Source organism: Pseudomonas sp. AC532 (assembly GCF_979258965.1).
In genome coordinates this window covers 1,390,016-1,415,816 of record NZ_OZ409888.1, presented here as the reverse complement: position 1 = coordinate 1,415,816, position 25,801 = coordinate 1,390,016, and the positions used below count along the sequence as shown (strand labels likewise).

Here is a 25,801-nt window from a genome sequence, read left to right as displayed (position 1 = left end):
CCCACCCCCATTGCTCACGGGGACCTTTTAGCAAAGGAGGGCGCGAGGGATGGAGTTAAGAATTCTTAATTTTAGTGTTAATGATTCTCATTATGTATTAACTCGGAATTAAATGAATAGCGTTTTGTCACTGCGCTGCAGTGAAAAGCGAAACGCTGGGCGTGGGATGCGCGGCGGCTGGTCGCAAGCCGCAGTTGTCGGGGGCTGACCGGGACGTCGATCAATCGTTGCAGGCCTGCACGGCCGCTCCGGGCTGCGCAGGCGTTCGCCGTCAGGGTTGCGGTGGCAGGTACTCGGCATCGGCCAGTTGCTCAAGGCGCTGTATCGCCTGCTCCAGTTCATCCAGCCCGCTGCTGCGGATCGGCTGGTCCTGCTTGAGCTGGGTTTCGCTGTGCTGGCAGGCGGCGCGCAATTGCGGCACGCCACAGTAGCGGGTGGCACCGTGCAGGCGGTGGATGCGTTCGATCAGGGCGTTGCGGTCGCCCTCGGCGCGGGCCTGGCGGATGGCTTGCAGGTCGCCGGGCAATCCGGCGAGCAGCATGTTCAGCATCTCGGCTGCCAGGTCGGCCTTGCCCGCGGCGAGGCGCAGGCCTTCCACGGTATCCAGAACCGCCGTGGCTGGAGCGGCGGCCAGGTCGGGGGCCGGTTCCTGGGCACTGCCCTGCAGGGCCATGCCGGTCCACTTCAGCACCACCTGGGCCAGTTGCCGCTCGCTGATCGGCTTGGTCAGGTAGTCGTCCATGCCGCTTTGCAGCAGCGTGCGCTTCTCATTGGCCAGGGCATGGGCGGTCAGGGCCACGATGGGCATGGGCGTGCGGCCGCTGTCATGTTCCCACTGGCGAATGGCCTCGGTGGCCTGGCGGCCATCCATGCCCGGCATCTGTACGTCCATGAATACCAGGTCGAAATCCCGTTCGCGCGTGATTGCCAGAGCGTCGAAACCACTGCTGGCAACGGTCACCCGCGCGCCCATGCCATCGAGCAGGGTCTGCACCAGCAGCAGGTTGGCGGCGTTGTCGTCGACACACAGGATGGCTGGCGAACGCGTGGTGTTGTGTGGAGCCTGCTGGCGGATGTGCTTGGGAATGATCAGCTCACTCAACGAGCGCTGCAGCTTGCGGGTGCAGGCCGGCTTGGCCTGCAGCTGGACATGCCAGTCTGGCACGCAGTCCTGGTACTGCGATTGTTCGGTGGTAGGGCATAGCACCACGCTCTTGCAGCCCAGGTGGTCGAGGTCCCATACGCGCTTGCCGAGCTGCTCCGGGGCCAGATAATTGTGCGTCACACCCAGCACCGCGCAGTGGAACGGCTGGGGCGATTGGCTGGCCGCCGCGACGGCTGCGCACAGGCTGTTGAGGTCCTCGAATACGCCGACCTGCAAGCCACAGTCTTCCAGTTGGTGCTGCAGCGCCTGGCGCGCCAGTTCATGGGCTTCCAGGATCGCGACGCGGCGTCCGGCCAGGGCGCGGGGTTGGTCGTCGGCGTCGCCGCGGGCCTTGGGCAGGTTGAGGCTGATCCAGAACTCAGAACCTTCGCCGGGGGCGCTTTCCACGCCGATTTCCCCGCCCATCTGCTCGATCAGGCGTTTGGAAATCACCAGGCCGAGACCGGTGCCCCCCGCCTGACGCGACATGGAATTGTCCGCCTGGCTGAAGGCCTGGAACAGCGCACGCAGGTCTTCGTCGGCCAGGCCGATGCCGGTGTCGCGCACGCTGATGCGCAGCTGGGCGCGATCGGGGGTTTCCTCTTCGAGCATGGCGCGGATGACGATGCTGCCCTGGCGGGTGAACTTGATGGCATTGCTGACCAGGTTGGTCAGCACCTGCTTGAGGCGCAGCGGGTCGCCGGACAGCGAAACCGGCGTGTCACGGTAGATCAGCGAGAGCAGCTCCAGCTGCTTCTCATGGGCGGAAGGGGCCAGGATGGTCAGGGTGTCCTGCAGCACGTCGCGCAGGTTGAACGGGATGTTTTCCAGTATCAGCTTGCCGGCCTCGATCTTGGAGAAGTCGAGCACCTCGTTGATGATCCCCAGCAGGCTGTCGGCGGATTTTTCGATGGTGCTCAGGTAGTCCTGCTGGCGCGGGCTCAGCTCGCTCTTCTGCAGCAGATTGGTGAAGCCGAGGATGCCGTTGAGCGGCGTGCGGATCTCATGGCTCATGTTGGCCAGGAACTCGGACTTGATGCGGCTCGCTTCCAGGGCTTCCTTGCGGGCGAAGTCCAGCTCAATGTTCTGGATCTCGATGGTCTCCAGATTCTGGCGCAGGTCTTCGGTAACCTGGTCGATGCTGTGCTGCAGCTCTACCTGGGCGTTCTGCAGAGACTCGGCCATGCGGTTGATGCCCGAGGCTAGTTCGTCCAGCTCATGGCTGCCGAGCGGTGGCAGGCGCGTTTCCAGGTGGCCGTCCTTGAGCAGCGCGACGCCGTTCTTGATGCGCAACAGCGGGTCGTTGATGCTGCGGCTCATGCGCAGGGCCAGCAAGCCGGTGATGATCAACCCGGTGACCACCAGCAGCAGGCTCGTCAGCAGGCTGCGGTAGCCGCTGAGCAGGGTGTTTTGGTGCGACAACTCCAGTTCGACCCAGCCGATCGGGTCTGCCGCGGAGGCGGGCTGTTCTTCGCCGCTGAGGGTCAGGTGCTGGGCCATGACCGGTAATAGAAAGCGGGTGGCATCCTGGCTGCTGTGCTGGGCGACACCCACGGTGTCGCTGTCGATCTCGGGCCGGTCGTTGAGCATGCTGGGCCCGGCATGGGCGAGGCGATCACTTTGCGTGGTCAGGAAGCTCACCGCGCGCACGTCGGGCTGCTCCAGCGCTTCGGTGGCGATACGCTGCAGCAGCGAGTTATCGCGGTGCAGCAGGGCGGGCGCCGCCAGGGGCGCCAGTTGCTCGGCGATCATGTGCCCGCGCTGGAGCAACTGCCCCTGCAGACCGGACAGCTGCATCCAGATGAAATAGCCGCCCAGTACTACTGCCAGCAGGCTGGTGGGCAGCAGGGTAAGCATCAGTACCCGGCCCTTGATGCCAATATCCTTGAACACGCGACGCCCTCTTTCCACGATGCCAGGCAGTGTAGCGACTCCGCCGTGAGAGCGCTCGACTGGTATTCGTGGCCGCTTACCTGGCCCGCTACTAAAAGGTAGAATCATTCACATTTGTCTTCAGGGCCTGCCTGTCATGTTGCCGCCAACCACCCGTGCCACCCGTATTCTCGCGGTCGAAGACGATCCGGCGCTTGCCTCGCACCTGCAGGCCCACCTGCACGGCTGCGGTTTCGACGTGACGGTGAGCCTCGATGGCAGCGAGGGCCTGCGCCTGGCCCAGGAACAGGCTTTCGACCTGATTCTGATGGATATCCTGTTGCCCGGCAGCAACGGCCTGGACGTGCTGCAGCGCCTGCGCGAACGGCGCCATGTGCCGGTCATCCTGATGTCGGCGCTGGGCGCCGAGCAGGATCGCATCGCCGGGTTCAGCAAGGGTGCCGACGACTACCTGCCCAAGCCGTTCAGCCTTGGCGAGCTGAGTGTGCGCATCGAGGCCATTCTGCGCCGGGTGGCCTACGAGCGTCGTGAACAGCCGCCCTTGCAGCAGGGCACGCTGGTGTTCGCCGAAGACCGCTGCGACGTGTGCCACGAAGGCCGCTGGGCGACGTTGACGCCTACCGAATACCGCTTGCTGGAAACCTTCTCGCGGCACACCGAAGAGGTGCTGAGCAAGGCTTTCCTGTATCAGCACGTGCTGCACCGCGGCTACGCCCAGCATGATCGCAGCCTGGACATGCACGTCAGCAACGTACGCCGCAAGCTCAAGGCCATCGCCTACACCGGTACGCGGCTGGAGTCGGTCTGGGGCAAGGGCTACGTGCTGACGGCCAGGGAATCCTGAGGTGCCTGGCCGCCATTCGCTGTTCTGGAAGCTGATCGTCGGGCTGGCAATGTTCTGCCTGCTGATCGTCAGCCTGCATCTCGACCTGGACAAGCGGGTCTACGCGGCCATGTCCACCCTGTCGGAATCCAGCCGGCGCGCCCTCAACGGGTTCGCCAGGGAGGCCGAAACCGCGTGGAAGGAAGAGGGGGCCGCGGGCCTGGATGCCTATCTGGCGGCGTTGCGCGAGCGCGAACAGGTCTGGGCCATGGTGGTCGATGATCATCGTTCGCTGTCGTCACAGCCGCTGAGCGCCGACGAAGCGCTGCGCCTGAATTTCGTGCGCAGCCTGGATCAGAAGGTCGGCCGGCCCGGGGGGCGGCCAGCGTTCTACATCCCCTTCAGTGACGAGCGCATCCGCCTGGTGATGGAGCTGCCGCCACGCCTCGATCCACGTCACTACCAGCCCGTGTGGGAGTTTCTCCTGCAGAAGGTCTTGCCGGCATTGCTGGCCATCCTGCTCGGTACCTTGCTGTACCGCCTGTTCATCGCACCACTGGTGATTTTGCGCCGCCAGGCCAATAGCCTCAGTGCTGGCGACCTGAGCGCGCGGGTCGGTGCGCCGGTGGCCGCACGCAAGGACGAGTTGGGGGAACTGGGGCGTGCTTTCGATCATATGGCCGAGCGCCTGCAGGGTACCGTCGCCTACCAGCGGCGCCTGCTGCGCGACCTGTCCCACGAACTGCGTACGCCGCTGAGCCGCCTGCAGGTGGCTGCGGACGGTGAGCGCGACCCACAGGCGCTGCGCCAGCGCCTGGAGCGGGAAATCGCCATCATGCAGCGGCTGGTCGAGCACTCGCTGCAGCTGGCCTGGCTGGACTCCGAGCGCCCGCACTTCACCTGTGAGCCAATCCGCCTGGTGCAGCTCTGGGACATGCTGGTCGAAGACGCCTGTTTCGAAACCGGGTGGTCGAGCGAACGATTGCCGTTCGAGGTGGATGAGGGGTGCCTGGTCGCGGCGAATCTGACCAGCCTGGCCCAGGCAATGGAAAACCTGCTGCGCAACGCCATCCGTCATTCGCCCCCCGATGGCCGGGTCCGCCTGCAGGGTGAGCGGCGCGGGGAGGATTGGCACCTGTGCCTGATCGACGACGGGCCGGGCATCGATCCCCGTTACCTGGAAACCATCTTCGAGCCCTTCGCGCGCCTCGACAGCGCCCGGCCGGGTGACGGCGGCTTCGGCCTCGGCCTGAGCATCGCGCGTAGCGCCATCGCCTTGCAGGGCGGCCGGCTCTGGGCCCAAAGCCCGCCCGGCAGTGGCCTGCACATGCACCTCCTGCTGCCCGCTGCAGAGCTGCAAAAGCAAAGTGTATAGAGTGTAAATGACGTTTACTCTCATATGATATTAAATATCATTTGCGTCGTTATCGCGGCGGGATGGCTCTAGCACGCTCATCCAAGAGAACCGGTATCGCCGCCTTTGCCCGCTCGGGCCTGATATTTATGCGGTTGGGGACGTCAATGAATCCGAAATACACACCTAGTGTGCTGGCCACGGCCATCATGGTGGCGTTCAGTGCGCCGGCGTATGCGCAAACCCCGTCGCTCGAAGGGGCTGGGGTGATTCGAGAGACCGGCATAGTCGAGCTTGAAACTACGATGGTGCGTAGTGCGTCGGGATTCGAGCAGAACATAGCTGAAGCCCCCGCGAGTATCTCCGTAGTCACTCGCGAGGAACTTGAGAAGCAGTCTTATAGCGATATCACTGACGCCGTGAAAAATATTCCGGGTGTTTATGTCACGGGCGGAGGTGGCGCCCAGGACATCAGCATTCGTGGCATGGCGGCCGCGTATACGCTTTATCTGATCGACGGCCGACCCGTTTCGGCAGGTCGTTCGGTGAACACCAACGGTTCCGACGGCGGCAAACAGATTGCACTGCCGCCGCTTTCCATGATCGAGAGGATCGAAGTCATTCGTGGGCCGATGTCTTCGCTATATGGTTCGGAGGCTATGGGTGGCGTCATCAATATCATCACCCGCAAGTCAAGCACGCAATGGCATGGCAGTTTCAATACCGAGTACACCCATTCGCTCAATGACCTGAGCAACGATGGTAATCAGGTCGACTTGTTCGCGGGGGGGGCTCTGATTCCCGGGTTGTTGGGCATGCAGCTCAACGGCTCGTACCTAAATACCCAGGAGAGTGACCACCCGGGCGGCACCGATGGCGCGGAAAGCACACCGGACAGTACCAATAAAAAAGGCGGCGCCCGGCTTTCCTTTACACCAGACGAAAGCAACGAGTTCGCGTTCAGCTACGATTCTGCGACCCGTAAATATACCCATAACCCCGGCAGAAGCATTGCAGCGGATGCGGATCGTTCCGCCACGCGATATGACAAGGATGTATATGTCCTTTCCCACGATGGCAGCTACGGGGACGTCCTTCTCAATACCTACCTACAGCACGATATTTCCGACAGGGTCCAGGATGATACCAGGCGTGAGCGAGTGACCACTCTCAACTCTCAGGGCACCTGGTTCCTCGACCGGCACACGCTGACTTTCGGCGGGCAGTACAAGAATGAGAGTTTTGTCGATGAAACCAACGGGCTGTTGACTGCCAACGTACCGGGAGCGGTAAAGAAGGTTGATCGATGGCTGGCAGCTGTGTATGGCGAAATCGAATGGAGCGTGCTGGATGATTTCGCGATTACCACAGGGTTGCGCTACAACGACGATGAACTTTTTGGCGGGCATCTGTCGCCACGTATCTATGGCGTGTACCACCTGTCTCCAAAGCTGACGTTAAAAGGCGGCGTATCAACCGGGTACCTACAGCCTAGCCTGACCTCGGCGACCGAAGGTTTCGGACGCGGAACCGGAGGTGGCGGTTCTCCTGCACCGCATCCGCGGGCATTGATTATCGGTAACTCCGAGCTCGAGCCGGAGACCAGCACCAGTTATGAGATCGGCTACGTCTACGAGGACCGGGATATCGGCCTGAATACCAGCCTCATGCTGTTCCATACGCAGTACAAGGACAAAATCACCGAGTTTCGAACGTGTGAAAGTCCGAACTCGACAGCGAACAGGAACAACCCTGCGGCCTGGACCTGCGCATTCGGCGGCAACAACTATCTGTTCTTGAGCACCCAGGAGAACGTCAGTGAAGCGGTGATGCAAGGTGTGGAGTTCACGCTGGATTATGCCCTGCGCGACGACCTGGACTTGCGCACGAGTTACACCTTCTCGGACTCCGAACAAAAAACCGGTGAGTTCAAGGGTGACCCTCTCAATCAAACGCCTCGGCACATGGTCAATATTGGTCTGGACTGGGCCATCACCGATCGGCTGAAGAGTTGGGCGCAGTACAACTACCGCGGCAAGACCAGCGATTACTTGAGTCGGGTCAGCATGAGTGACGGCACGCCAGGCTATGGATTCTTCGATGTCGGTGCCGTCTATCAACTGACGCGCAATATCGATATCAAGGGTGGCCTGTACAACGTAGCAAATAAGGAAGTCAGCAACGACGATTTTGGGGTCGTGCTCGATGGGCGTCGGCTCACCGTCGGTATGACCGTCGACTTCTGAAGTTAACGTGCCACGGTCCGTCAGGAGATAGGGCTTTGCCAACCAACGGCCAGGCCTTACCCCTTGCGACCCACGTCTCTGGATACGGCTCAAGCGGGTATTCAGTGTGTTTTTCCCATGCTCCCGGCCTCCCTCGGGCCGGCCCTGCGCCTGAGTGCTGGTGACGATGCCGTTGTCGCGCACGTGCTTGCACGATGAGCCCTGCCGGGGTACCTGCGCCTGCCGCGGGCTTTACATATGTAAATGAAATTCCTGGGTATTTTTGCCGCAGTATGGCGGCTGCCGACAATCAGGGCGTGCCACAGGCCGTTGCACTGTATCGGCTACCCGTTGGTAGCCGTCCGTTTTACCGTCAAGAAAGGATGTTCCGATGATTGCTAGCCTATCCCGATGCTCGCGCCTGTTGGCGTTTTCCGGCCTGTTCGCGCTGCTGCCGCTGGGCAACGCGCTGGCTGAGCCGCGCACCCTCGATACGGCCTTTGGCGCGGTCGAGCTGCAGGGCACGCCGCAGCGCGTGGTGACCCTGGGGGAGAACGCGCTGGATGTCGCTCTCGCTGTCGGTGTTAAGCCTCTGGGCAGCGTCGCGACCCGCGGCGGTAGCAGCGTATCGGACTACCTCAAGGACAAGGCGGGCGATATCAAGATCGTCGGCACGGCCCGGGAAACCAACCTGGAATCGGTGTTCGCCCTGCGGCCTGATCTGATTCTGGCCTCGCCGGAGCTGAGCAAGGATCAGTACCAGAAGCTCAGCCTGATCGCGCCGACCGTAGTGCCCAAGGGCGATTCGTTTCAGGACTGGCGCAATAACGTGGTGTTCTACGGTGACGCGCTGAACAAGCCTGCCGAGGCCAAGGCGGCCATCGCCGGCGTGGACACGCGCATCGAGCGTCTCAAGGGCAGGATCGAAGCGGGGCAGGTCGCCTCCGTGGTGCGCTGGAGCCCACAGGGCCCGGGCGTGATGTCTCAACACCTGTTCGTCGGCCAGTTACTGAGCCAGCTCGGTTTCAAGGGCACGGCGATGGCAGCGGAACTCACACAAAAGCCGCACAGCGACGCCCTGAGCCTGGAGAACCTGTCGCGTATCGACGGTGACTGGCTGTTCCTCGCCACCCTCAACGCCGATGGCGACAAGGCGCTGGAGCAGGCGCGTCAGCAGCCGGCGTTCGCCCGCCTTAAGGCGGTCAGCAGTGGCCATGTGCAGAGCGTCGACGGGCAGATCTGGAGCAGCGGCAGCGGGCCGTTGGCGGCCAATGTGATTCTCGATGACGTCGAGAAGGCCATCGCCTCGCAATGACCGCACAGGTACCGGGCGCTCGCCTGCCGCTGCCCCGTGCGCTGGCGTGGGTGGCCGTGGCATTGGCCCTGCTGTGCCTGGCCAGCCTGCTGATCGGCGCGGGTGAGGTCGGCATCTTGCGCAGCCTGGCGGCACTGCTCGGCAGCGTGGATGACGAAGCACGCTTCGTGCTGCTCGAGTTGCGCCTGCCGCGTACGCTGCTGGGGCTGCTGGTCGGCGTCGCGCTGGGTGCTGGCGGTGTGGTGCTGCAGGCGGCGACCCGCAACCCGCTCGCCGAACCTGGCTTGCTGGGTGTGAGTGCCGGAGCGTCTTTCGCGGTAGTGGTGGCGATCAGCCTCGGCGCCAGTGCGGCGACTTTGAACCTCGGGGTCGCCATCGGTGGTGCCATGGCTGGCTGCCTATTGGTGCTGCTGGTGACGCAAGTACGAGGTGTCGGCGATGACCCGGTTCGCCTGGTGCTGGCCGGCGCAGCCTTTTCGGGCATTCTCACGGCCATCAGTACGTTGATTCTGCTTCACGACCAGCGCAGCTCCGACGAGATTCGTTTTTGGATCATCGGCGCCTTGGCTGGCAGGCCGCAGGATGTGCTGAGCTGGAGCACACCCGGTCTGCTGCTTGGCCTGGTGTTGCTGCTGCCGCTGATCCGCCCACTGGCGGCCCTTGCACTTGGCGAGAAGATGGCCAGCGGCCTTGGCCACCATCCAGGTCTGACTCGGCTCGGCGCCTTGCTGGGCGTTGCCGTGCTGGTTGGCACCGCTACGGCGGCGGCGGGCCCCATGGCCTTCGTCGGTCTGGTGGTGCCATTCGTGGCGCGCCGCCTGGTGGGGCCGGATATCCGTCGCACCATCGGCCTCTCGCTGTTGCTCGGGCCGATCATCGTGCTGTTTGCCGACATCCTCTCGCGGCTGCTGGTCAGCCCCTATGAACTGCCGATAGGCGTGGTAACCGCGCTGATCGGTGCCCCGGTGCTGATCGCCGTGGTGCGCAGCCAGAGGTTGCCGACGCTATGAGCACCTGGCGTTGCGGCGCGGCGCCGAGCGGCTATTGGCTGCTGGCATTCGGCTCACTGCGCGTGTTGCTGAACCGGCGTGGGGTGTTCGCCGCGCTGGGGCTCTCGGCCGCCCTGCTGATCATCACGGGCATCAGCCTCGCTTCCGGTGCCGCCGGGCTGTCGCCCTGGACGGCCCTGGCCGCTGCGCTTGGCCAGGGCGAGCCGATGCACGTGTTTCTGGTCCAGGAGCTGCGCCTGCAGCGCCTGGTCGCCGGCCTGCTCAGCGGCGCGGCGTTCGGGATCGGCGGTTGCCTGCTGCAGACCCTGGCGCGCAATCGCCTGGCCACGCCCGGCGTGATCGGTATCGATGACGGCGCCACGGCGTTCGCGGTGGCGTCCATCGTCGCCGTACCGACGACTCTGGCGCCCTCGGCGCTGGCGCTGATGGGGGCGACTACCGCCGCAGTGCTGGCATTCGGCTTGAGTGCCGGCGCGGGGGCGCGCGGCTATCGCTTCATCGTGGTGGGGATTGCCGTGGGCGCGGTGTTCGGCGCGCTGACCAACCTGATGCTGGCACGGGCCGATATCGATGCCGCCAACATTGCCTATCCCTGGACGGTCGGCAGCCTCAACGCACGGCCGGCACTGGCGGTCTGGCTGCTGGGCATCGGCCTGCTTCTATGCCTGCCGCTGGTCAAGTACCTGGCCCAGCGCCTGGAGCTGATGCGCTTTTCCGACAACGTGGCGGTGGGCCTCGGCGTGCAGCTCAAGACCATGCGCCTGCTGACACTGCTCACCACGGTGTTGTTGACGGCGCTGGCAGTCGCCGTGGCGGGCCCGGTGGGCCTGGTCGCCCTCGCGGCGCCGGAGATGGCCCGCTACCTGAGCGGCCACCGTGGGGTGCCGGTGCTGTGTTCGGCGCTGGCTGGAGCATTGCTGATGACCTGCGCGGACTGGGTAGGGCGGACCTGGCTCGCACCGATCGAAATTCCCGTCGGGGTTATCACCGCCGTAGTTGGCGGGCCTTACCTGCTGTGGATCCTGTTGCGACAGCCATCGCGCAAACTGACATGAACGGCCACCCGAACCCGGTGGCTACTCTGGAAACGAGCCCATGACCACCTCCAACCTGTTTGCCACCCGGCCCGAGGCCGAGGCGTCCCTACACGCCGAGCACCTGAGCCTGGGGTATCCCCACGCGGCGATCATCGAGGGGTTGTCGCTACGCATCCCGCCAGGGCGGGTGACCGCCATCGTCGGCCCCAATGGCTGCGGCAAGTCGACCCTGCTGGCTGGCCTGTCGCGGCTGCACAAACCAAGCGCCGGCGCGGTGCTGCTCAATGGCAAGGTCATCGGTAGCCTGCCGTCCAGGCAGGTGGCGCGGCAGCTGGCACTGCTGCCCCAGGACGCCACGGCACCGGACGGCCTGACCGTTTCCGAGCTGATCCGCTTCGGTCGGCAGCCGCACCAGAGCCTGCTGCGGCAGTGGTCGGCCGAGGACCAGGCGATCGTCGAGGAGGCGCTGCGCGTGGCCGACCTGCAGGCATTGGCCGAGCGCCCGCTGGAGTCGATGTCCGGGGGCCAGCGCCAGCGCGCCTGGATCGCCATGGCGGTGGCCCAGCAGACGCCGTTGTTGTTGCTCGACGAACCGACCTCGGCGCTGGACCTCGGCCACCAGATCGAGGTGTTCGAGCTGATCCGCGCCCTGGCCTCGGTCGGCAAGACGGTGGTCATGGTGGTGCATGACCTGTCCAGCGCCTGCCGCTACGCTGACCACCTGGTGGCCATGAAGGCCGGGCGCATCATGGCCGAAGGCGCGCCGGTCGAGATCGTCACCCCGGCGCTGGTCGAGGAACTGTACGACGTGCGCTGCACCCTGATGCGCGACCCGGTCAGCGGCACGCCGGTGATCGCCGGGATAACCCGACGTTAGATGAATCCGTTATCAGCTTAGATCGGCTGGTTCGTATGGCCCGCCGCCTGACGTGCAAGTGCCGGTAATCGTGGCGTTGCGGCGGTTGCCCGGCTGACCATGTGGATTCGCCACGCGTTCAGGCGGTAGTAGGGCTGGCGCCGTTTTGCCGGTATCATGGCCGCCCCCTGCAGCCGTCTGGACTCGATCGACGCCATGACCCCGCACTACCCCACGATCGCCGAATGCGTCGGCAACACGCCGCTGGTTCGCCTGCAACGCCTGCCCGGCACCACCAGCAATACCCTGCTGGTGAAGCTCGAAGGCAACAACCCGGCCGGTTCGGTGAAGGATCGCCCGGCACTGTCGATGATCAGCCGTGCCGAGCTGCGCGGTGATATCCAGCCAGGCGATACGCTGATCGAGGCGACTTCGGGCAACACCGGCATCGCCCTGGCCATGGCGGCGGCGATCAAGGGTTACCCGATGATCCTGATCATGCCGGACAATTCCAGCGCCGAGCGCAAGGCGGCGATGACTGCCTACGGCGCCGAGTTGATCCTGGTGAGCAAGGAAGAGGGCATGGAAGGTGCCCGCGACCTGGCGCTGTCCATGCAGGCGGCCGGCCGCGGCAAGGTGCTCGACCAGTTCGCCAACGGCGACAATCCGGTCGCCCACTACACCGGCACCGGCCCGGAAATCTGGCGCCAGACCGCCGGGCAGATCACCCATTTCATCAGCTCCATGGGCACCACCGGCACCATCATGGGTGTGTCGCGTTACCTCAAGGAGCAGAACCCCGGTGTGCAGATCGTTGGCCTGCAACCGATGGAAGGCGCCGCAATTCCCGGCATCCGGCGCTGGCCGCAAGCCTACCTGCCGAAGATCTTCGAATCCGAGCGCGTCGACCGCATCGTCGACATGTCCCAGGCCGAGGCCGAGGACGTGATGCGCCGCATGGCACGTGAGGAAGGCATCTTCTGCGGCGTTTCCTCGGGTGGCTCGGTCGCCGCCATGCTGCGCTTGTCTCGGGAAGTCGAGAACGCGGTGCTGGTCGCCATCATCTGTGATCGCGGCGACCGCTATCTGTCCACCGGCGTATACGACGCCCCGGAGCGCTGATGGCCCGCAAGAATGGCGGCCTGCGTTTCCAGCCCAGTGGCGGAACGCGTGCAGCACAGGTGCCGGTCGGCAAGAAGCAGCGCCTGAAGATCGAGCGCCTGGCCAACGATGGCCGCGGTATCGCTTTCATCGACAACCGCACCTGGTTCGTCAGCGGCGCATTGCCTGGCGAGGAAGTCGAGGCGCGCGTGCTCGACGCCCGCAGCAAGGTGATAGAAGCCCGTACCGAGCGCGTCTTCCAGGCCAGCCCCGCACGGCGTGACGAGCCCTGCGTGCACGCCCGCGTCTGCGGTGGCTGCAGCGTGCAGCACATGGCCGAAGAGGACCAACTGGCCCTCAAGCAGCGGATGCTCATCGAGCAGCTCGATCGCCTGGGCGGTATCGCGCCCCAGGCCTGGGCCGAGCCGTTGCGCAGCCCGGCGTTCGGCTATCGCCGCCGTGCGCGTATCGCCGTGCGCTGGGACATGAAGCACAAGCACCTCGAAGTGGGTTTCCGTGCCGCGGCCAGCCAGGACATCATCGCCGTCGGCGAATGCCCGGTACTGGTCGAGCCGCTGCAGCCGATCCTGCGTGCGCTGCCGGCAGTGCTGGCAGGCTTGCAGGCGCCAAGGGCCATCGGTCATGTCGAACTGTTCCATGGCACTGCCAGCGCGGTGCTGGTTCGCCACACCGAAGCCCTGAGCGAGGTGGACCTGGCGAGTTTGCAAGCCTTCTGCTCGGTGCACCGTGCCCAGTTGTGGCTGCACGGCGAGGGTGAGCCGCAACCGGTGGACGCGACGCAGTCGCTGGGCTATCGCCTGGAACCCTGGGACCTGCAACTGGCCTATCGACCTGGCGACTTCGTGCAGGTCAACGCCGCGGTCAACCAGGCGATGGTGGCCCAGGCCTTGCAGTGGTTGGCGCCGCGCAGTGATGAACGGGTGCTGGACCTGTTCTGTGGTCTGGGCAATTTCGCCCTGCCGCTGGCCCGCCTGGCACGTGAAGTGATCGCCGTGGAAGGCGTGCAGGCCATGGTCGAGCGCGCCGCTGGCAATGCCCGTGACAATGGCCTGGGCAATGCGCACTTTTATCAGGCCGATCTGTCCAAATCGCTGACTGATGCGGCCTGGGCAGTGGGCGGTTTCGACGCCGTGCTGCTCGATCCGCCGCGCGATGGTGCGTTGCAGGTGGTGCAGCAGGTAGCCGCGCTAGGCGCCACACGGCTGGTCTACGTATCCTGCAACCCGACCACGCTGGCGCGCGACAGTGGCGAATTGTTGCAACAAGGTTATCGCTTGAAAAAAGCCGGTATTCTCGACATGTTTCCGCAGACGGCGCATGTCGAGGCGATGGCGCTCTTCGAGCGTTGAAAGGCTGCTCGACGCATCTGCCATCCGCCGACCGGCCATTTGGCAGGGCGTCGCAGGTTCTACGCTGTAGAGACACGAATAGTGCAGTGGCGCACAGGGATTGCGCCGATGTGGTCAAACCGACCGGCTCGCAGAAGGCTGGCGACATTTAGCGGGGTACGCCCCCGCTGTAGGGAAGGTAGAGATGGTTCAGGTTAGAGTGCACCAGCCCATCAACGATGATGGCAGTATCAATCTCGAGGCCTGGCTGGAGCACGTCACGAGTGTCGACCCCGCACTCGATCGCGATGCCCTGCGCGACGCCTGTGAGTTCGCCCGAACGGCGGAGCAGCAGGCCAATGCGGCGCAGAATCTGTGGACCGAGGGTGCATCCAGTTTCAGTGCAGGGCTTGAAATCGCCGAGATCCTCGCCGACCTCAAGCTCGACCAGGACTCTCTGGTCGCTGCGGTCATCTACCGTGGCGTGCGTGAAGGCAAGATCCCCCTGGCTGACGTGCGTCAGCGTTTTGGCCCGGTGGTGAGCAAGCTGATCGAAGGCGTGCTGCGCATGGCCGCGATCAGCGCCAGCCTCAACCCGCGTGGTGAATCCCTGGTGCTGGGCTCCCAGGCCCAGGTCGACAACCTGCGCAAGATGCTCGTGGCGATGGTCGACGATGTGCGCGTGGCGCTGATCAAGCTGGCCGAGCGAACCTGCGCGATCCGCGCGGTGAAGGACACCGACGAAGAGCGCCGCCAGCGCGTCGCCCGCGAGGTCTTCGATATCTACGCACCGCTGGCCCACCGCCTGGGTATCGGCCATATCAAGTGGGAGCTGGAGGACCTGTCCTTTCGCTACCTGGAGCCGGAGCAGTACAAGCAGATCGCCAACCTGCTGCACGAGCGCCGCCTGGACCGCGAGCACTACATCAACGAAGTGATGGAGCAACTGCGCGAGGAGCTCGAAGCCACCGGCATCAAGGCCGACATCAGCGGCCGGGCGAAACACATCTATTCCATCTGGCGCAAGATGCAGCGCAAAGGCCTGCAGTTCAGCCAGATCTATGACGTACGCGCCGTGCGCGTGCTAGTGCCGGCGGTGCGTGACTGTTATACCGCGCTGGGCATCGTGCACACCTTGTGGCGGCATATCCCCAAGGAGTTCGACGACTACATCGCCAACCCGAAGGAAAATGGCTACCGCTCCCTGCACACTGCCGTGCTCGGCCCGGAGGGCAAGGTGCTGGAAGTGCAGATTCGCACCTCCAACATGCACGAAGAGGCCGAACTCGGCGTCTGCGCCCACTGGCGTTACAAGGGCACCGACGTCAAATCCGGTTCCAGCCACTACGAAGAAAAGATTTCCTGGCTGCGCCAGGTGCTCGAGTGGCACGAGGAGCTGGGCGATATCGGCGGCCTGGCCGAACAGTTGCGCGTCGACATCGAGCCGGACCGGGTATACGTGTTCACGCCTGACGGCCACGCCATCGATTTGCCGAAAGGCTCCACGCCGCTGGATTTCGCCTACCGGGTGCACACGGAGATTGGCCACAACTGCCGCGGTGCCAAGATCAACGGCCGCATCGTGCCGCTGACCTACAGCCTGCAGACCGGCGAGCAGGTGGAAATCATCACCAGCAAGCAGGGCACGCCGAGCCGTGACTGGCTCAACTCCAACCTGGGCTACATCACCACCTCGCGGGCCCGGGCGAAGATCGTCCACTGGTTCAAGCTGCAGGATCGCGACCAGAACGTCGCCGCCGGCAAGTCGATGCTCGAGCGGGAGCTGGCGCGCGTGGCATTGCCGCCGGTGGACTTCGAAAAACTCGCCGAGAAAGCCAACCTGCGCACCGCCGAGGACATGTTCGCATCGCTCGGTGCCGGTGACCTGCGCCTGGCGCAGCTGGTCAACCTGGCCCAGCAACTGGTCGAGCCGGAGCGCGGCAACGAGCAGCTCGAACTGATTCCGCGCAAGGCCCAGGGCTTCAAGCCGGGCAAGCGCGGCGACATCCAGATCCAGGGTGTCGGCAACCTGATGACGCAGATGGCCGGCTGTTGCCAGCCGTTGCCGGGTGACCCCATCGTCGGCTACATCACCCTGGGCCGTGGGGTCAGCATCCATCGCCAGGACTGTGCGGCGGTGCTGCAGCTCGGCGGGCGCGAGCCCGAGCGGATCATCCAGGTCAGTTGGGGGCCGGTGCCGGCGCAGACCTACCCGGTGGACATCATCATCCGCGCCTACGACCGTTCCGGTCTGCTGCGTGACGTGACCCAGATGCTGCTCAACGAAAGGCTCAACGTGCTGGCGGTCAATACCCGCTCCAACAAGGAAGACAACACCGCCTCGATGTCGTTGACCGTCGAGATTCCCGGTCTGGATGCCTTGGGCCGTCTGCTCGGGCGTATCTCGCAGTTACCCAACATCATCGAGGCGCGCCGCCACCGGGCGCCTTGAGCCGCCAACAGGCATGAGGTGTTGCTGCGCCTCATGCCAGCATCGACTGGATCCTTCCATGTACCAATTGAACGACCTGCTCACCCTCATGGCCCGCCTGCGCGACCCGCAGTACGGCTGTCCCTGGGACCAGCGTCAGTCCTACGCGAGCATCGTGCCGCATACCCTCGAAGAAGCCTATGAGGTGGCGGACGCCATCGAGCGCGAGGCCTTCGATGAGCTGCCAGGCGAGCTGGGCGACCTGCTGTTTCAGGTGGTCTATTACAGTCAGTTGGCCAGGGAGGAGGGGCGCTTCGATTTTGCTGCGGTGGTCGACGGCGTCACCCGCAAGCTGGTGCGGCGCCACCCCCACGTGTTTCCCGATGGCGATCTGTATGGCCCGCTCGATCAGCCGCGGCTGGACGAGGCCCAGGTCAAGCAGCGCTGGGAGGCGATCAAGGCCGAGGAGCGTGCCGAGCGCTCCGCCGCGCCGCAGCAGTTATCGCTGCTCGATGACGTGCCGAACGTGCTGCCGGCGCTGAGCCGCGCCAAGAAGCTGCAGGGGCGTGCGGCTCGGGTCGGCTTCGACTGGCCTGATGCGCTGCCGGTCCTCGACAAGGTGCGCGAAGAGCTCGATGAAGTGCTCGAAGCGATCAGCGAGAACGACCCGGAGGCCATCGCCGAGGAGATCGGCGATCTGCTGTTCAGCGCCACCAACCTGGCGCGCCACCTGAAGGTCGACCCGGAAACGGCACTGCGCGCGGCCAACGGTAAATTCGAGCGGCGCTTTCGTTTTATCGAGCAGGCATTGCGCGAAGCGGGTCGGCCCATCGAGAATTGCACCCTGGATGAGCTTGACGCCCTGTGGGGCGAGGCCAAGAAGAACGAGAAGCAGCGAGGCTGCTGAGTCGAGGCGCAACGGTCGCCTGGACGCAATCCGATGGGCGTGGCCCATCTCATCAATTGTCTGCGGATAGGTAGGTTATGGCGATTTCATTACGTGACCAGTTGCTCAAGGCGGGTCTGGTCAACGAGAAGCAGGTCAAACAGGCCAGCAAGCAACAGCACAAGCAGCAGCGCATGGTGAAAAAGGGGCAGGCCGAGGAAGACAAATCCGGCCAGCTTGCGGCCCAGCAGGCCAAGGCCGAGAAGGCGGCGCGTGATCAGGAACTCAATCGCCAGCAGCAGGAAAAGGCCGAACAGAAAGCCCGTGCCGCGCAGGTCAAACAATTGATCGAGATATCCCGGTTGCCGAAGCTGACCACCGAGGACTATTACAATTTCGTCGATGACAAGAAGGTCAAACGCCTGTCCGTCAACACGCTGATGCGCGACAAGCTGAGCCGTGGTTCGCTGGCCATCGTTCGCCATGGCGGCGGTTATGAAGTCATTCCTCGTGAGGCGGCCTTGAAGATCCAGGAGCGCGACCCGCAGCGCATTCTGCTGCTCAACACGCCCACCGAAGCACCGGACGAGGATGATCCGTACGCGGCCTATCAGGTGCCTGACGACCTGATGTGGTGAGATGAAAAAGCCCGCTGTCAGCGTAATGCTGTTCACTTAAGCATTTGAGCCTAAGCCGGGACTTCTAGAAAATCCGATACCAGCTCCCTGGTATCGGATTTTTTTATGCCTATTCAGCAGCAATTGCTCGACCTCGGCGACCTCTTCAATTTCTCAGACCTCAGCACCTTCACCCAGAATATCCCTGTTGAATGGGTTGCCAGTGCGTTGGACCTATCTGCACAAGCCACTATCCGGCGGCGGCGTCTGCCAAGCGACCAAGTGCTTTGGTTGGTGCTGGGCATGGCCTTGTTTCGCGACGAGCCTGTGCACGAAGTGGCCAGACGCCTGAATATCTGCGCCCAAGGCTTGGCCTCCGATCAGCTACTGGCACGTAGCGGCGTAACTGAAGCACGGAAGCGACTGGGAGCCGATCCAGTCGAGTCTTTGTTTCGCCAGACAGGTAAACAATGGGGCTGCGAGCGATACGAGGGGGATGACTGGGGCGGTTTGCAGGTGTTCGCGGTGGATGGTGCGTTGCTGAGAACACCCGATTCACCTGAGTTGCGAGAGCATTTCGGCTCGGGCAACACGGGTACCGAGCGCCAGACACCGTTTCCCATGTTACGCCTGGTTGCGCTGATGAATGTGCGTTCCCACGTGATCCTCGATGCCCAACTCAGCCCGTACCGTGGTAGTGAGATGCGCTTGGCCGAGACCCTCCTTGAGCAGATTCCGGACAACTCGATAACGCTGTTCGATAAAGGCTTTTGGGGCGCGGATCTGTTGTTGAGCGTCGCTGAGGGTGGCGACAATCGTCACTGGTTAACGCCGGCTCGCAAGAAGCTGGTCATGGAGGAAGTCGAGCGTTATGGCGAGCACGATCGTCGTATTCGGATGAAGGTTTCGCCCCAGGCGCGCAAGCGAAACCCGAACTTGCCTACACACTGGGAGGCGCGGGAAGTCAGCTATGAAAGCATGGGGCAGATCAGGTCGCTGCTCACATCGCTACCTGCCGAGAACTACAGCGCAGAAGCTGTAGCCCAGCTGTACCTGGAGCGCTGGGAGATTGAATTGGGGTTTCGAGATATCAAAAGCTCGATGCAGCAGAACGCCGTGACACTGCGCAGCAAGAAGGTCGAGCTGATTTATCAGGAGGTCTGGGGTCTGTTGCTGGCTTACAACGTCATACGACGAGAGGCCAGCCAAGCCGCAGTAGCCTTCGGCCGAACGCCTTCGGACATACGGTTCAAGCCGGCCTGCCAGTACATCGCTGTGCAATTGATCGTCATGGCGGCCGCCAATCCGGTATCGGCAACAGGTAGGCGGTTGGTAGAGTTGCGCGGAGGTATCGGGGGACTGTTTCTGGATCACCGTCCGAGGCCACCAAGACCGCGGACGGTGAAGATTTCCAAAACCCGTTATCCGGTGGATCGTAAGGCTGCTCCGCTTAAGTGAACAGCATTACGCTGTCAGCGGGCTTTTTGTTTCGATTCCGTTCAGTGCGTGAGAGCGACTTCGGAGGATTCCAGTTCCGCCTGGTAGGCGACTGCCTCTTCTTCAGAGGGGAATATGCCGACCAGCTGGTCGTTCTGGTAGACGTCCCAGATGCGTTTTCCTTCGGCCTGGGCTTCATGAGACATGTGGTGTTCGTCACGCTCGGTCACTACTACTACGCTCATTCTTCTTTCTCCAGTGTTGCCGGATAGGTGCGGCGCAAAGCCTTCTTGTCGGTGCTTAGCCTGCTAATCACCGACACCTTTACGACTGTAGTAATTAGTTACAAGTTCCGCAAGCGCTTCGCTTGCTGATTTTTTGCAGCTCTGTAGCGGGCGCTCCAGACGCAGAAAAGCCGGGACATGCCCGGCTTTTCTGGGAGTAGTGGTTCGAGGAGTCAGTCGCGGCGACCTTCGACTGTCTTGCCATCGACCGTGCCTGATTTGAGCATGATCTGGTATTCCTTGCCGTCTTTCTCCACCTGGTGCAGGCGAACCAGCAGGTAATCCCAATCCTTGGCGAACCACAGGATGGTCTTGCGGCTGCTTTGCGTGGGGTCACGGACGCGTTCGACCTTGATTGCATCGATCAGGCCGGCGCTGGTGCGCACCACTTCCTCGCCGAGCACGCGGAAATCGTAGGTTTCGATTTCGTCGCCGTCGACCACCTGGTAGCTCATGCTCTTCTCGCCGTCGGCGACGTCGTGCTGCAGGGCGAGCTGGTAGGTGGATTTGTCCTGCATGCCACGATTGAGCGGGAAGCGCACGGGATCGCCCCGATCACTGCCGATCACCTGCTTCTGCGACCAGTCGAAGTCGAATTCGACATCCTTGCTCTTGCCCAGGCCACTGCGCTCGAACTTGTAGCTTTGCGGCAGGAAGGCGTCGCCCTCCATCGTGAAGGTACTTTGCTCGGTAAGGCCGGCAACCAGCATGGAGGCCTTGAAGACCAGTTGCCAGCGCCCGTCCTCGAGCTTCTGCAGGCTGCGTTCGGCAGAGCCGCTGACCGGCACCTGTTTCCAGTCGGCGGTGTAGCTGGCGGAGAAGGGCTTGGGCTCTGCGGCGAGTGCAGGCAGGCTGAACAACGCCAGGGCTAACATTAAGGCACGGCGCATGGAGTCTCCTTGCTGTTGATGAGGTAGCCGGTGACCGGCAACGGGTTACCGTCGAGCTGCGGGCCCGAGTCACCCAGGCGCAAGCGGCCTTCGGCAAACCAGCGCACGGCCAGCGGATAGACCTTGTGCTCTTGCAGGTGCACCCGCTGTGCCAGGCTGACGGCAGTATCCTGCGACTCTACCGGGATTACTGCCTGTACGACCAGAGGGCCACCATCGAGTTCCTCTGTCACGAAGTGCACGCTGCAGCCGTGCTCGGCGTCTGCAGCCTCCAGCGCACGCTGGTGGGTGTGCAACCCTTTGTGACGGGGCAGCAGCGACGGGTGGATATTCAACAGGCGACCATGATAATGGCGCACGAAAGCGGGGGTGAGGATGCGCATGAAGCCGGCGAGCACCACCAGGTCGGGGGCGAACGCATCGATGGTGTGCATCAGCGCCTGATCGAAGGCATCGCGCCCGTCATAATCGCCATGTTCGAGAACCCGAGTCGGGATGTTTGCATCCCGGGCTCGTTGCAGGCCGAAGGCATCGCTGCGGTTGGCGACAACCGCGGCGATGCGCGCCGGGTTGTCGCCATCGGCGCTGCTGTCGATCAAGGCCTGCAGGTTGCTGCCCGTGCCGGACAGCAGCACCACCACGTTGCAGGGTCGCGGCATCAGTGGCTTTTCAGGTTGTTCAGCACGACACGCTCGGCGCCTTCCGCCGCTGCGGCAATCTGGCCGATGACCCACGGCTGCTCGCCGGCGTTACGCAGGGTCTGTAGCGCGACCTCGACCTGATCCTGCGCCACGCAGATGACCATGCCCACGCCGCAGTTAAGCACGCGGTGCATTTCGTGCTCGTCGACGTTGCCTTTCTCCTGCAGCCAGTCGAACACCGCCGGGCGCTGCCAGCTCGCCACGTCGACCACCGCCTGGGCGTTGTCCGGCAGTACCCGCGGGATGTTGTCGAGCAGACCGCCGCCAGTGATGTGGGCCATGGCCTTGACCGCGCCAGTGTCCTTGATCAGTTGCAGCAGTGGTTTGACGTAGATGCGCGTCGGTGCCATCAGCAGGTCGGCCAGCGGCGCGCCATCGACCTGGGTGCTGCCGATGTCGGTGTTGGACACTTCGATGATCTTGCGGATCAGCGAGTAGCCGTTGGAGTGCGGGCCGGAAGAGGGCAGGGCGATCAGCGCATCGCCGGCGGCAACCCTGGAGCCGTCGATGATCTCGGCCTTTTCCACCACACCGACGCAAAAACCGGCCAGATCGTAGTCTTCGCCTTCGTACATGCCGGGCATTTCGGCGGTTTCGCCGCCGACCAGCGAGCAGCCAGCCAGTTCGCAGCCGGCGCCGATGCCGGTGACCACGGTGGCGGCAACGTCGACATTGAGCTTGCCGGTGGCGTAGTAGTCGAGGAAGAACAGCGGCTCGGCGCCACATACCACCAAGTCGTTCACGCACATGGCCACCAGATCCTGGCCGATGCTGTCGTGCTTGTTGAGGTTCAGGGCCAGGCGCAGTTTGGTGCCGACGCCGTCGGTGCCGGAGACCAGAACGGGCTGCTTGTAGCCGGCCGGGATCTCGCACAGGGCGCCGAAGCCACCCAGGCCACCCATGACTTCAGGACGGGCGGTGCGCTTGGCTACGCCCTTGATGCGCTCGACCAGGGCTTCGCCCGCGTCGATATCCACACCTGCGTCCTTGTAGCTGATGGAGGGTTGCTTGCTCATAGATCCAGGCCTTTGGAAGGTGAAAAGTCGGAATAGCACCGGCCCCACGGGGCCGTTCTGCGAAGGCGCGCGATTTTATCAGGCTTGCCCCGCAGCGGCCAGCCACAGCGCCGTTCGGCGGCGCTGTGGCTGGTTGTGCGAAACACAGGGTCTGCGCGTTGGGTCGTACCATCATCATGGCGCGGGCGACGCGGCTTGCGATGCAAGGGCAACAGCACCTAAGGTATAACGCTTCGGCTTCTGCCGTGCGCCGCCTCCCATTCGTCGAGAGTCCCAATTCATGCGCCCGACCTTCCGCCCGTTGCTCCTTTGCCTGTCGCTCCTCAGCCTGCCGACCCTGGCGGCTACGGTCAGTGACCTCTATCAGGTGCGGGAAACGGTTGCCAGCCAGCAGCCCGAAGAGCGTGAGGCCGCCCTGCAGCGCGCGGTCGATACCCTTGTGCTGCGCCTGACCGGCAAGCCCGAGGCGTCCAAGGGCAATGCCCTGGCCGCATTGCGCAAGGATCCGCAGCAGATCATCAGCCAGTACGCGTATGAAGGCGATCACCTGGTGGTCGACTTCGACGCCGTGTCCACGGACCGTTCCCTGCGCCAGGCCGGCTTGCCGCTGTGGGGCGTCAATCGGCCGGCCATTCTGGCCTGGTGGCTGAACGATACCGCCAATGGCTCGAACATGGTCGGTGATGGCCAGGCCAGTGCAGAGCCGCTGCGCCAGGCTGCGCAGCACCGCGGTTTGCCGCTGCGGCTGCCACTGGCCGATTTGAGCGAACAATTGCTGGCCACCAGCGAAACCCTCGGCGGCAAAGACCCAGGCCCGCTGCGCGAGGCCTCGGAGCGCTATGACGCCGATGCGCTGCTGGCCGTTCGGGCCAGCGAAGCCGACGGTAAATGGCAGGCCAGCTGGCAGCTGTGGCTGGGGGACGAGCGCGAGCAAGGCAAGGCGGAGGGCGCCGACCAGGCGGCCCTGGCCGATGCGTTGTTGCTGGCGGTAAGTGAGCGCCTGGCGCCGCGTTTCGTGGTTGCCCCGGGTGCCAGCAGCACCCAGACCGTGGAAATCATCGGCGCCGACCTGTCGCGTTATGCCGAATTGCAGCGGGTGCTGGAGCCTTTTGGCGCCCAGCTGCAGGCCGTACAGGCGGATCGGCTGACCTACAAGGTCAATGCCACCGCCGAGCAGTTGCGTGCGCAGCTGGCACTGCTGCAGTTGCGTGAGGTGTCGGCTGCCGAGCTGGCTGCCGAAGCGGCGAGCCAGGCCGAGCCGCCTGCACCGGTCGATGCCGGGCAGGTGCCGGTCGAGCCTGCGAGCGAGCCCGCGGCGCCTGGCATCGTGCCGCGTGACGATGTGTTGCGTTTTCGCTGGTAGACTGCGCGCTCTCTGAACATCACCGCTTCGCTGTAGACGGCTCGGGGCACGCTGGCGCCTGGCTTGTGCGTCCGCTAGGGCGGTGATCCATCATTTCCCTTTCGAGGATTGCGCATGCCCCTTTCGTCTCGCTGGCTATGGATTGCTGCATTGCTGGTGCTGGGTGGCTTCCTGTATGTGCTGCATCCGATCCTGTCGCCGTTTCTGATCGGCATCCTGATCGCTTACCTCGGTGATCCGCTGGTCGATCGCCTGGAGCGCCTGAAGCTGTCGCGCACCTGGGCGGTAATCGTGGTGTTCACCTTGTTCACGCTGCTGATCGCCGTCGCACTGCTGGTGCTGATCCCTATGCTGGGCAAGCAACTGGCGCGCCTCTACGAGCTGCTGCCGCAGATGCTCGATTGGGCGCAGAACCAGGCGCTGCCGTGGATTCAGGTCAAACTGGGGCTCAATGAAGGGTTCTGGCGTTTCGATCAGTTGAAAGCCGCGATTTCCGCGCACCTGGGGCAGACCACCGATATCGCCGGGCTGATTCTTTCTCAGGTCACCGCCTCGAGCCTGGCGCTCATGGCCTGGCTGGCCAACCTGCTGTTGATTCCGGTGGTGAGCTTCTACCTGATGCGCGACTGGGATCTCTTGGTCGCCAAACTGCGTGGCCTGGTGCCGCGCGGCAGGGAAGGCTTGGTGGTCAAGCTGTTTGGCGAGTGCCACGAAGTGCTGGGCGCGTTCCTGCGCGGACAATTGCTGGTGATGCTGGCGCTGGGCACCATGTATGCCGTCGGGCTGATGTCCATCGGCCTGGAACTGGGGCTGTTGATCGGCGTGCTGGCGGGCCTGGCGAGTATCGTGCCTTACCTCGGCGTGGTGGTCGGCATCGGTGCGGCGCTGGTGGCTGGCCTGTTCCAGTTCGGAGGCGATCCATACCCCTTGCTGGCGATCGCCGCGGTGTTCGTGATCGGGCAATTGCTCGAGGGCATGCTGCTGACGCCGTTGCTGGTGGGCGATCGGATCGGCCTGCATCCGGTGGCGGTGATTTTCGCCATCATGGCCGGTGGGCAGCTGTTCGGCTTTACCGGCATCCTCCTCGCGTTGCCGGTTGCTGCGGTGATCATGGTACTGCTGCGCCACGTACATGACCTGTACAAGCAGTCCGCGACATATGGCGGGCAGAACCCGGCCGCCTGATGACCCGGGCGCCGGCCGCTCGCCGGCGCCTCGTCGATCCCGCGCTGCCTGGCTAAATCCTTGTATTGCCTTGGAAAGTGCGGCAATGACAGGGCGCCGCCAAGGGTATAAACTTTGCGGCCTTTACCCAGAGCCCCGACCTGGCTCCAGCGAGCCGTCCCCCAGCATGAAGCCGATTCAGTTGCCCCTGGGTGTGCGTCTGCGTGACGACGCCACCTTCGCCAATTACTACCCGGGCGCCAATGCCGCTGCCCTGGGTTATGTCGAGCGCCTGTGTGAAGCAGAGGCGGGGTGGACGGAAAGCCTGATTTATCTGTGGGGTGGCGAGGGCGTCGGGCGCAGCCACCTGTTGCAGGCAGCCTGTCTGCGCTTCGAGCAAAGCGGCGAGCGTGCCGCCTATCTGCCATTGGCCGAGGTGGTACAGCATGGCCCGGAGATTCTCGATAACCTGGAGCAATTCGAGCTGGTCTGCCTCGATGATCTGGAGGCGGCCGCCGGCCAGCGTATCTGGGAAGAGGCGCTGTTCCACCTGTTCAATCGTCTGCGTGACAGTGGCCGTCGGCTGCTGCTGGCGGCCAACGCATCGCCTCGCGAGTTGGCGATCACGCTCGCCGACCTGAAGTCGCGGCTGACTCTGGCGCTGGTCTTCCAGTTGCAGTCGCTGTCCGACGAAGACAAGCTGCGCGCATTGCAACTGCGCGCTTCGCGGCGTGGCCTGCACATGAGTGACGAGGTCGGCCGCTTCATCCTTACCCGTGGCGAGCGCAGCATGAGCGCCCTGTTCGAATTGCTCGAACGCCTCGATCAGGCCTCGTTGCAGGCCCAGCGCAAGCTGACCATCCCCTTCCTGAAAGAGACGCTTGGCTGGTAGCCGCGCCGGCGCT

Annotated in this window: 21 protein-coding genes; 16 read left to right on the top strand and 5 right to left on the bottom strand. The window is 63.7% G+C overall.

The annotated features are described in order from the left end of the window. Positions 1–271: 271 nt before the first annotated feature. Positions 272–3,037 carry an ATP-binding protein gene (locus ACZ0AV_RS06785; RefSeq protein WP_499150330.1) on the bottom strand — a complete coding sequence of 922 codons (2,766 nt, stop codon included), beginning with the start codon at positions 3,035–3,037 and terminating at the stop codon, positions 272–274. Between the two features lie 136 nt (positions 3,038–3,173). Here ACZ0AV_RS06785 and ACZ0AV_RS06780 point away from each other — a divergent pair, with 136 nt between their 5' ends. From ACZ0AV_RS06780 to ACZ0AV_RS06720, 13 genes are all read left to right on the top strand, one after another. After that, positions 3,174–3,881, top strand: a complete 708-nt coding sequence (locus tag ACZ0AV_RS06780) for a response regulator transcription factor (RefSeq protein ID WP_499150329.1) — start codon at positions 3,174–3,176, stop codon at positions 3,879–3,881. Between the two features lie 49 nt (positions 3,882–3,930). Then, positions 3,931–5,235 (top strand): HAMP domain-containing sensor histidine kinase, encoded by a 1,305-nt coding sequence (locus tag ACZ0AV_RS06775; RefSeq protein ID WP_499153312.1) that lies wholly within the window; start codon positions 3,931–3,933, stop codon positions 5,233–5,235. Between the two features lie 146 nt (positions 5,236–5,381). Beyond that, positions 5,382–7,460 (top strand): TonB-dependent receptor domain-containing protein, encoded by a 2,079-nt coding sequence (locus tag ACZ0AV_RS06770; protein ID WP_499150328.1) that lies wholly within the window; start codon positions 5,382–5,384, stop codon positions 7,458–7,460. A gap of 370 nt (positions 7,461–7,830) precedes the next feature. Beyond that, positions 7,831–8,754 (top strand): ABC transporter substrate-binding protein, encoded by a 924-nt coding sequence (locus ACZ0AV_RS06765; RefSeq protein ID WP_499150327.1) that lies wholly within the window; start codon positions 7,831–7,833, stop codon positions 8,752–8,754. Next, positions 8,751–9,764 (top strand): FecCD family ABC transporter permease, encoded by a 1,014-nt coding sequence (locus ACZ0AV_RS06760; protein WP_499150326.1) that lies wholly within the window; start codon positions 8,751–8,753, stop codon positions 9,762–9,764. Before ACZ0AV_RS06765 ends, ACZ0AV_RS06760 begins: the two co-directional genes overlap by 4 nt. Then, complete coding sequence (locus ACZ0AV_RS06755) at positions 9,761–10,819, top strand: FecCD family ABC transporter permease (RefSeq protein ID WP_499150325.1); 1,059 nt, start codon at positions 9,761–9,763, stop codon at positions 10,817–10,819. Before ACZ0AV_RS06760 ends, ACZ0AV_RS06755 begins: the two co-directional genes overlap by 4 nt. 40 nt (positions 10,820–10,859) lie before the next feature. Beyond that, positions 10,860–11,678 carry an ABC transporter ATP-binding protein gene (locus ACZ0AV_RS06750; protein WP_499150324.1) on the top strand — a complete coding sequence of 273 codons (819 nt, stop codon included), beginning with the start codon at positions 10,860–10,862 and terminating at the stop codon, positions 11,676–11,678. 195 nt (positions 11,679–11,873) lie between these two features. After that, positions 11,874–12,779, top strand: a complete 906-nt coding sequence (cysM, locus tag ACZ0AV_RS06745; protein WP_499150323.1) for a cysteine synthase CysM — start codon at positions 11,874–11,876, stop codon at positions 12,777–12,779. Then, a complete protein-coding gene (gene rlmD / locus ACZ0AV_RS06740; RefSeq protein WP_499150322.1) occupies positions 12,779–14,128 on the top strand; it encodes a 23S rRNA (uracil(1939)-C(5))-methyltransferase RlmD in 1,350 nt (449 codons plus the stop codon). The genes cysM and rlmD overlap by 1 nt, the downstream gene beginning before the upstream one ends. A 184-nt stretch (positions 14,129–14,312) precedes the next feature. Beyond that, positions 14,313–16,559, top strand: a complete 2,247-nt coding sequence (gene relA, locus ACZ0AV_RS06735; RefSeq protein WP_499150321.1) for a GTP diphosphokinase — start codon at positions 14,313–14,315, stop codon at positions 16,557–16,559. A gap of 58 nt (positions 16,560–16,617) precedes the next feature. Continuing rightward, positions 16,618–17,445, top strand: a complete 828-nt coding sequence (mazG, locus tag ACZ0AV_RS06730) for a nucleoside triphosphate pyrophosphohydrolase (RefSeq protein WP_499150320.1) — start codon at positions 16,618–16,620, stop codon at positions 17,443–17,445. 77 nt (positions 17,446–17,522) lie between these two features. Further along, entirely contained in the window at positions 17,523–18,062 is a 540-nt protein-coding gene (locus ACZ0AV_RS06725; protein WP_499150319.1) for a DUF2058 domain-containing protein, read from the top strand. Positions 18,063–18,167: 105 nt separating this feature from the next. Further along, positions 18,168–19,499, top strand: coding sequence for an IS4 family transposase (locus ACZ0AV_RS06720; protein ID WP_499149135.1), 1,332 nt, complete (start codon positions 18,168–18,170; stop codon positions 19,497–19,499). A 41-nt stretch (positions 19,500–19,540) separates the two neighbouring features. Here ACZ0AV_RS06720 and ACZ0AV_RS06715 read toward each other — a convergent pair whose 3' ends face one another. From ACZ0AV_RS06715 to purM, 4 genes are all read right to left on the bottom strand, one after another. Beyond that, positions 19,541–19,723 (bottom strand): hypothetical protein, encoded by a 183-nt coding sequence (locus ACZ0AV_RS06715; RefSeq protein ID WP_499150318.1) that lies wholly within the window; start codon positions 19,721–19,723, stop codon positions 19,541–19,543. Positions 19,724–19,935: 212 nt separating this feature from the next. After that, on the bottom strand, positions 19,936–20,652 hold the full coding sequence (locus ACZ0AV_RS06710) for a DUF3108 domain-containing protein (protein ID WP_499150317.1): 717 nt from the start codon (positions 20,650–20,652) through the stop codon (positions 19,936–19,938). Beyond that, the gene (gene purN, locus ACZ0AV_RS06705) at positions 20,637–21,311 is read right to left on the bottom strand and encodes a phosphoribosylglycinamide formyltransferase (protein ID WP_499150316.1); all 675 of its coding nucleotides are present in this window, start codon (positions 21,309–21,311) and stop codon (positions 20,637–20,639) included. The genes ACZ0AV_RS06710 and purN overlap by 16 nt, the downstream gene beginning before the upstream one ends. Beyond that, positions 21,311–22,369: a phosphoribosylformylglycinamidine cyclo-ligase gene (gene purM / locus ACZ0AV_RS06700; protein ID WP_499150315.1), complete on the bottom strand. Its 1,059-nt coding sequence runs from the start codon at positions 22,367–22,369 to the stop codon at positions 21,311–21,313. The genes purN and purM overlap by 1 nt, the downstream gene beginning before the upstream one ends. Positions 22,370–22,649: 280 nt before the next feature. Here purM and ACZ0AV_RS06695 point away from each other — a divergent pair, with 280 nt between their 5' ends. From ACZ0AV_RS06695 to hda, 3 genes are all read left to right on the top strand, one after another. Next, a complete protein-coding gene (locus tag ACZ0AV_RS06695) occupies positions 22,650–23,732 on the top strand; it encodes a DUF2066 domain-containing protein (protein WP_499150314.1) in 1,083 nt (360 codons plus the stop codon). A gap of 114 nt (positions 23,733–23,846) precedes the next feature. Then, on the top strand, positions 23,847–24,917 hold the full coding sequence (locus ACZ0AV_RS06690; protein ID WP_499150313.1) for an AI-2E family transporter: 1,071 nt from the start codon (positions 23,847–23,849) through the stop codon (positions 24,915–24,917). A gap of 166 nt (positions 24,918–25,083) precedes the next feature. Beyond that, entirely contained in the window at positions 25,084–25,788 is a 705-nt protein-coding gene (hda, locus tag ACZ0AV_RS06685; protein ID WP_499150312.1) for a DnaA regulatory inactivator Hda, read from the top strand. The last annotated feature ends 13 nt before the right edge of the window (positions 25,789–25,801 follow it).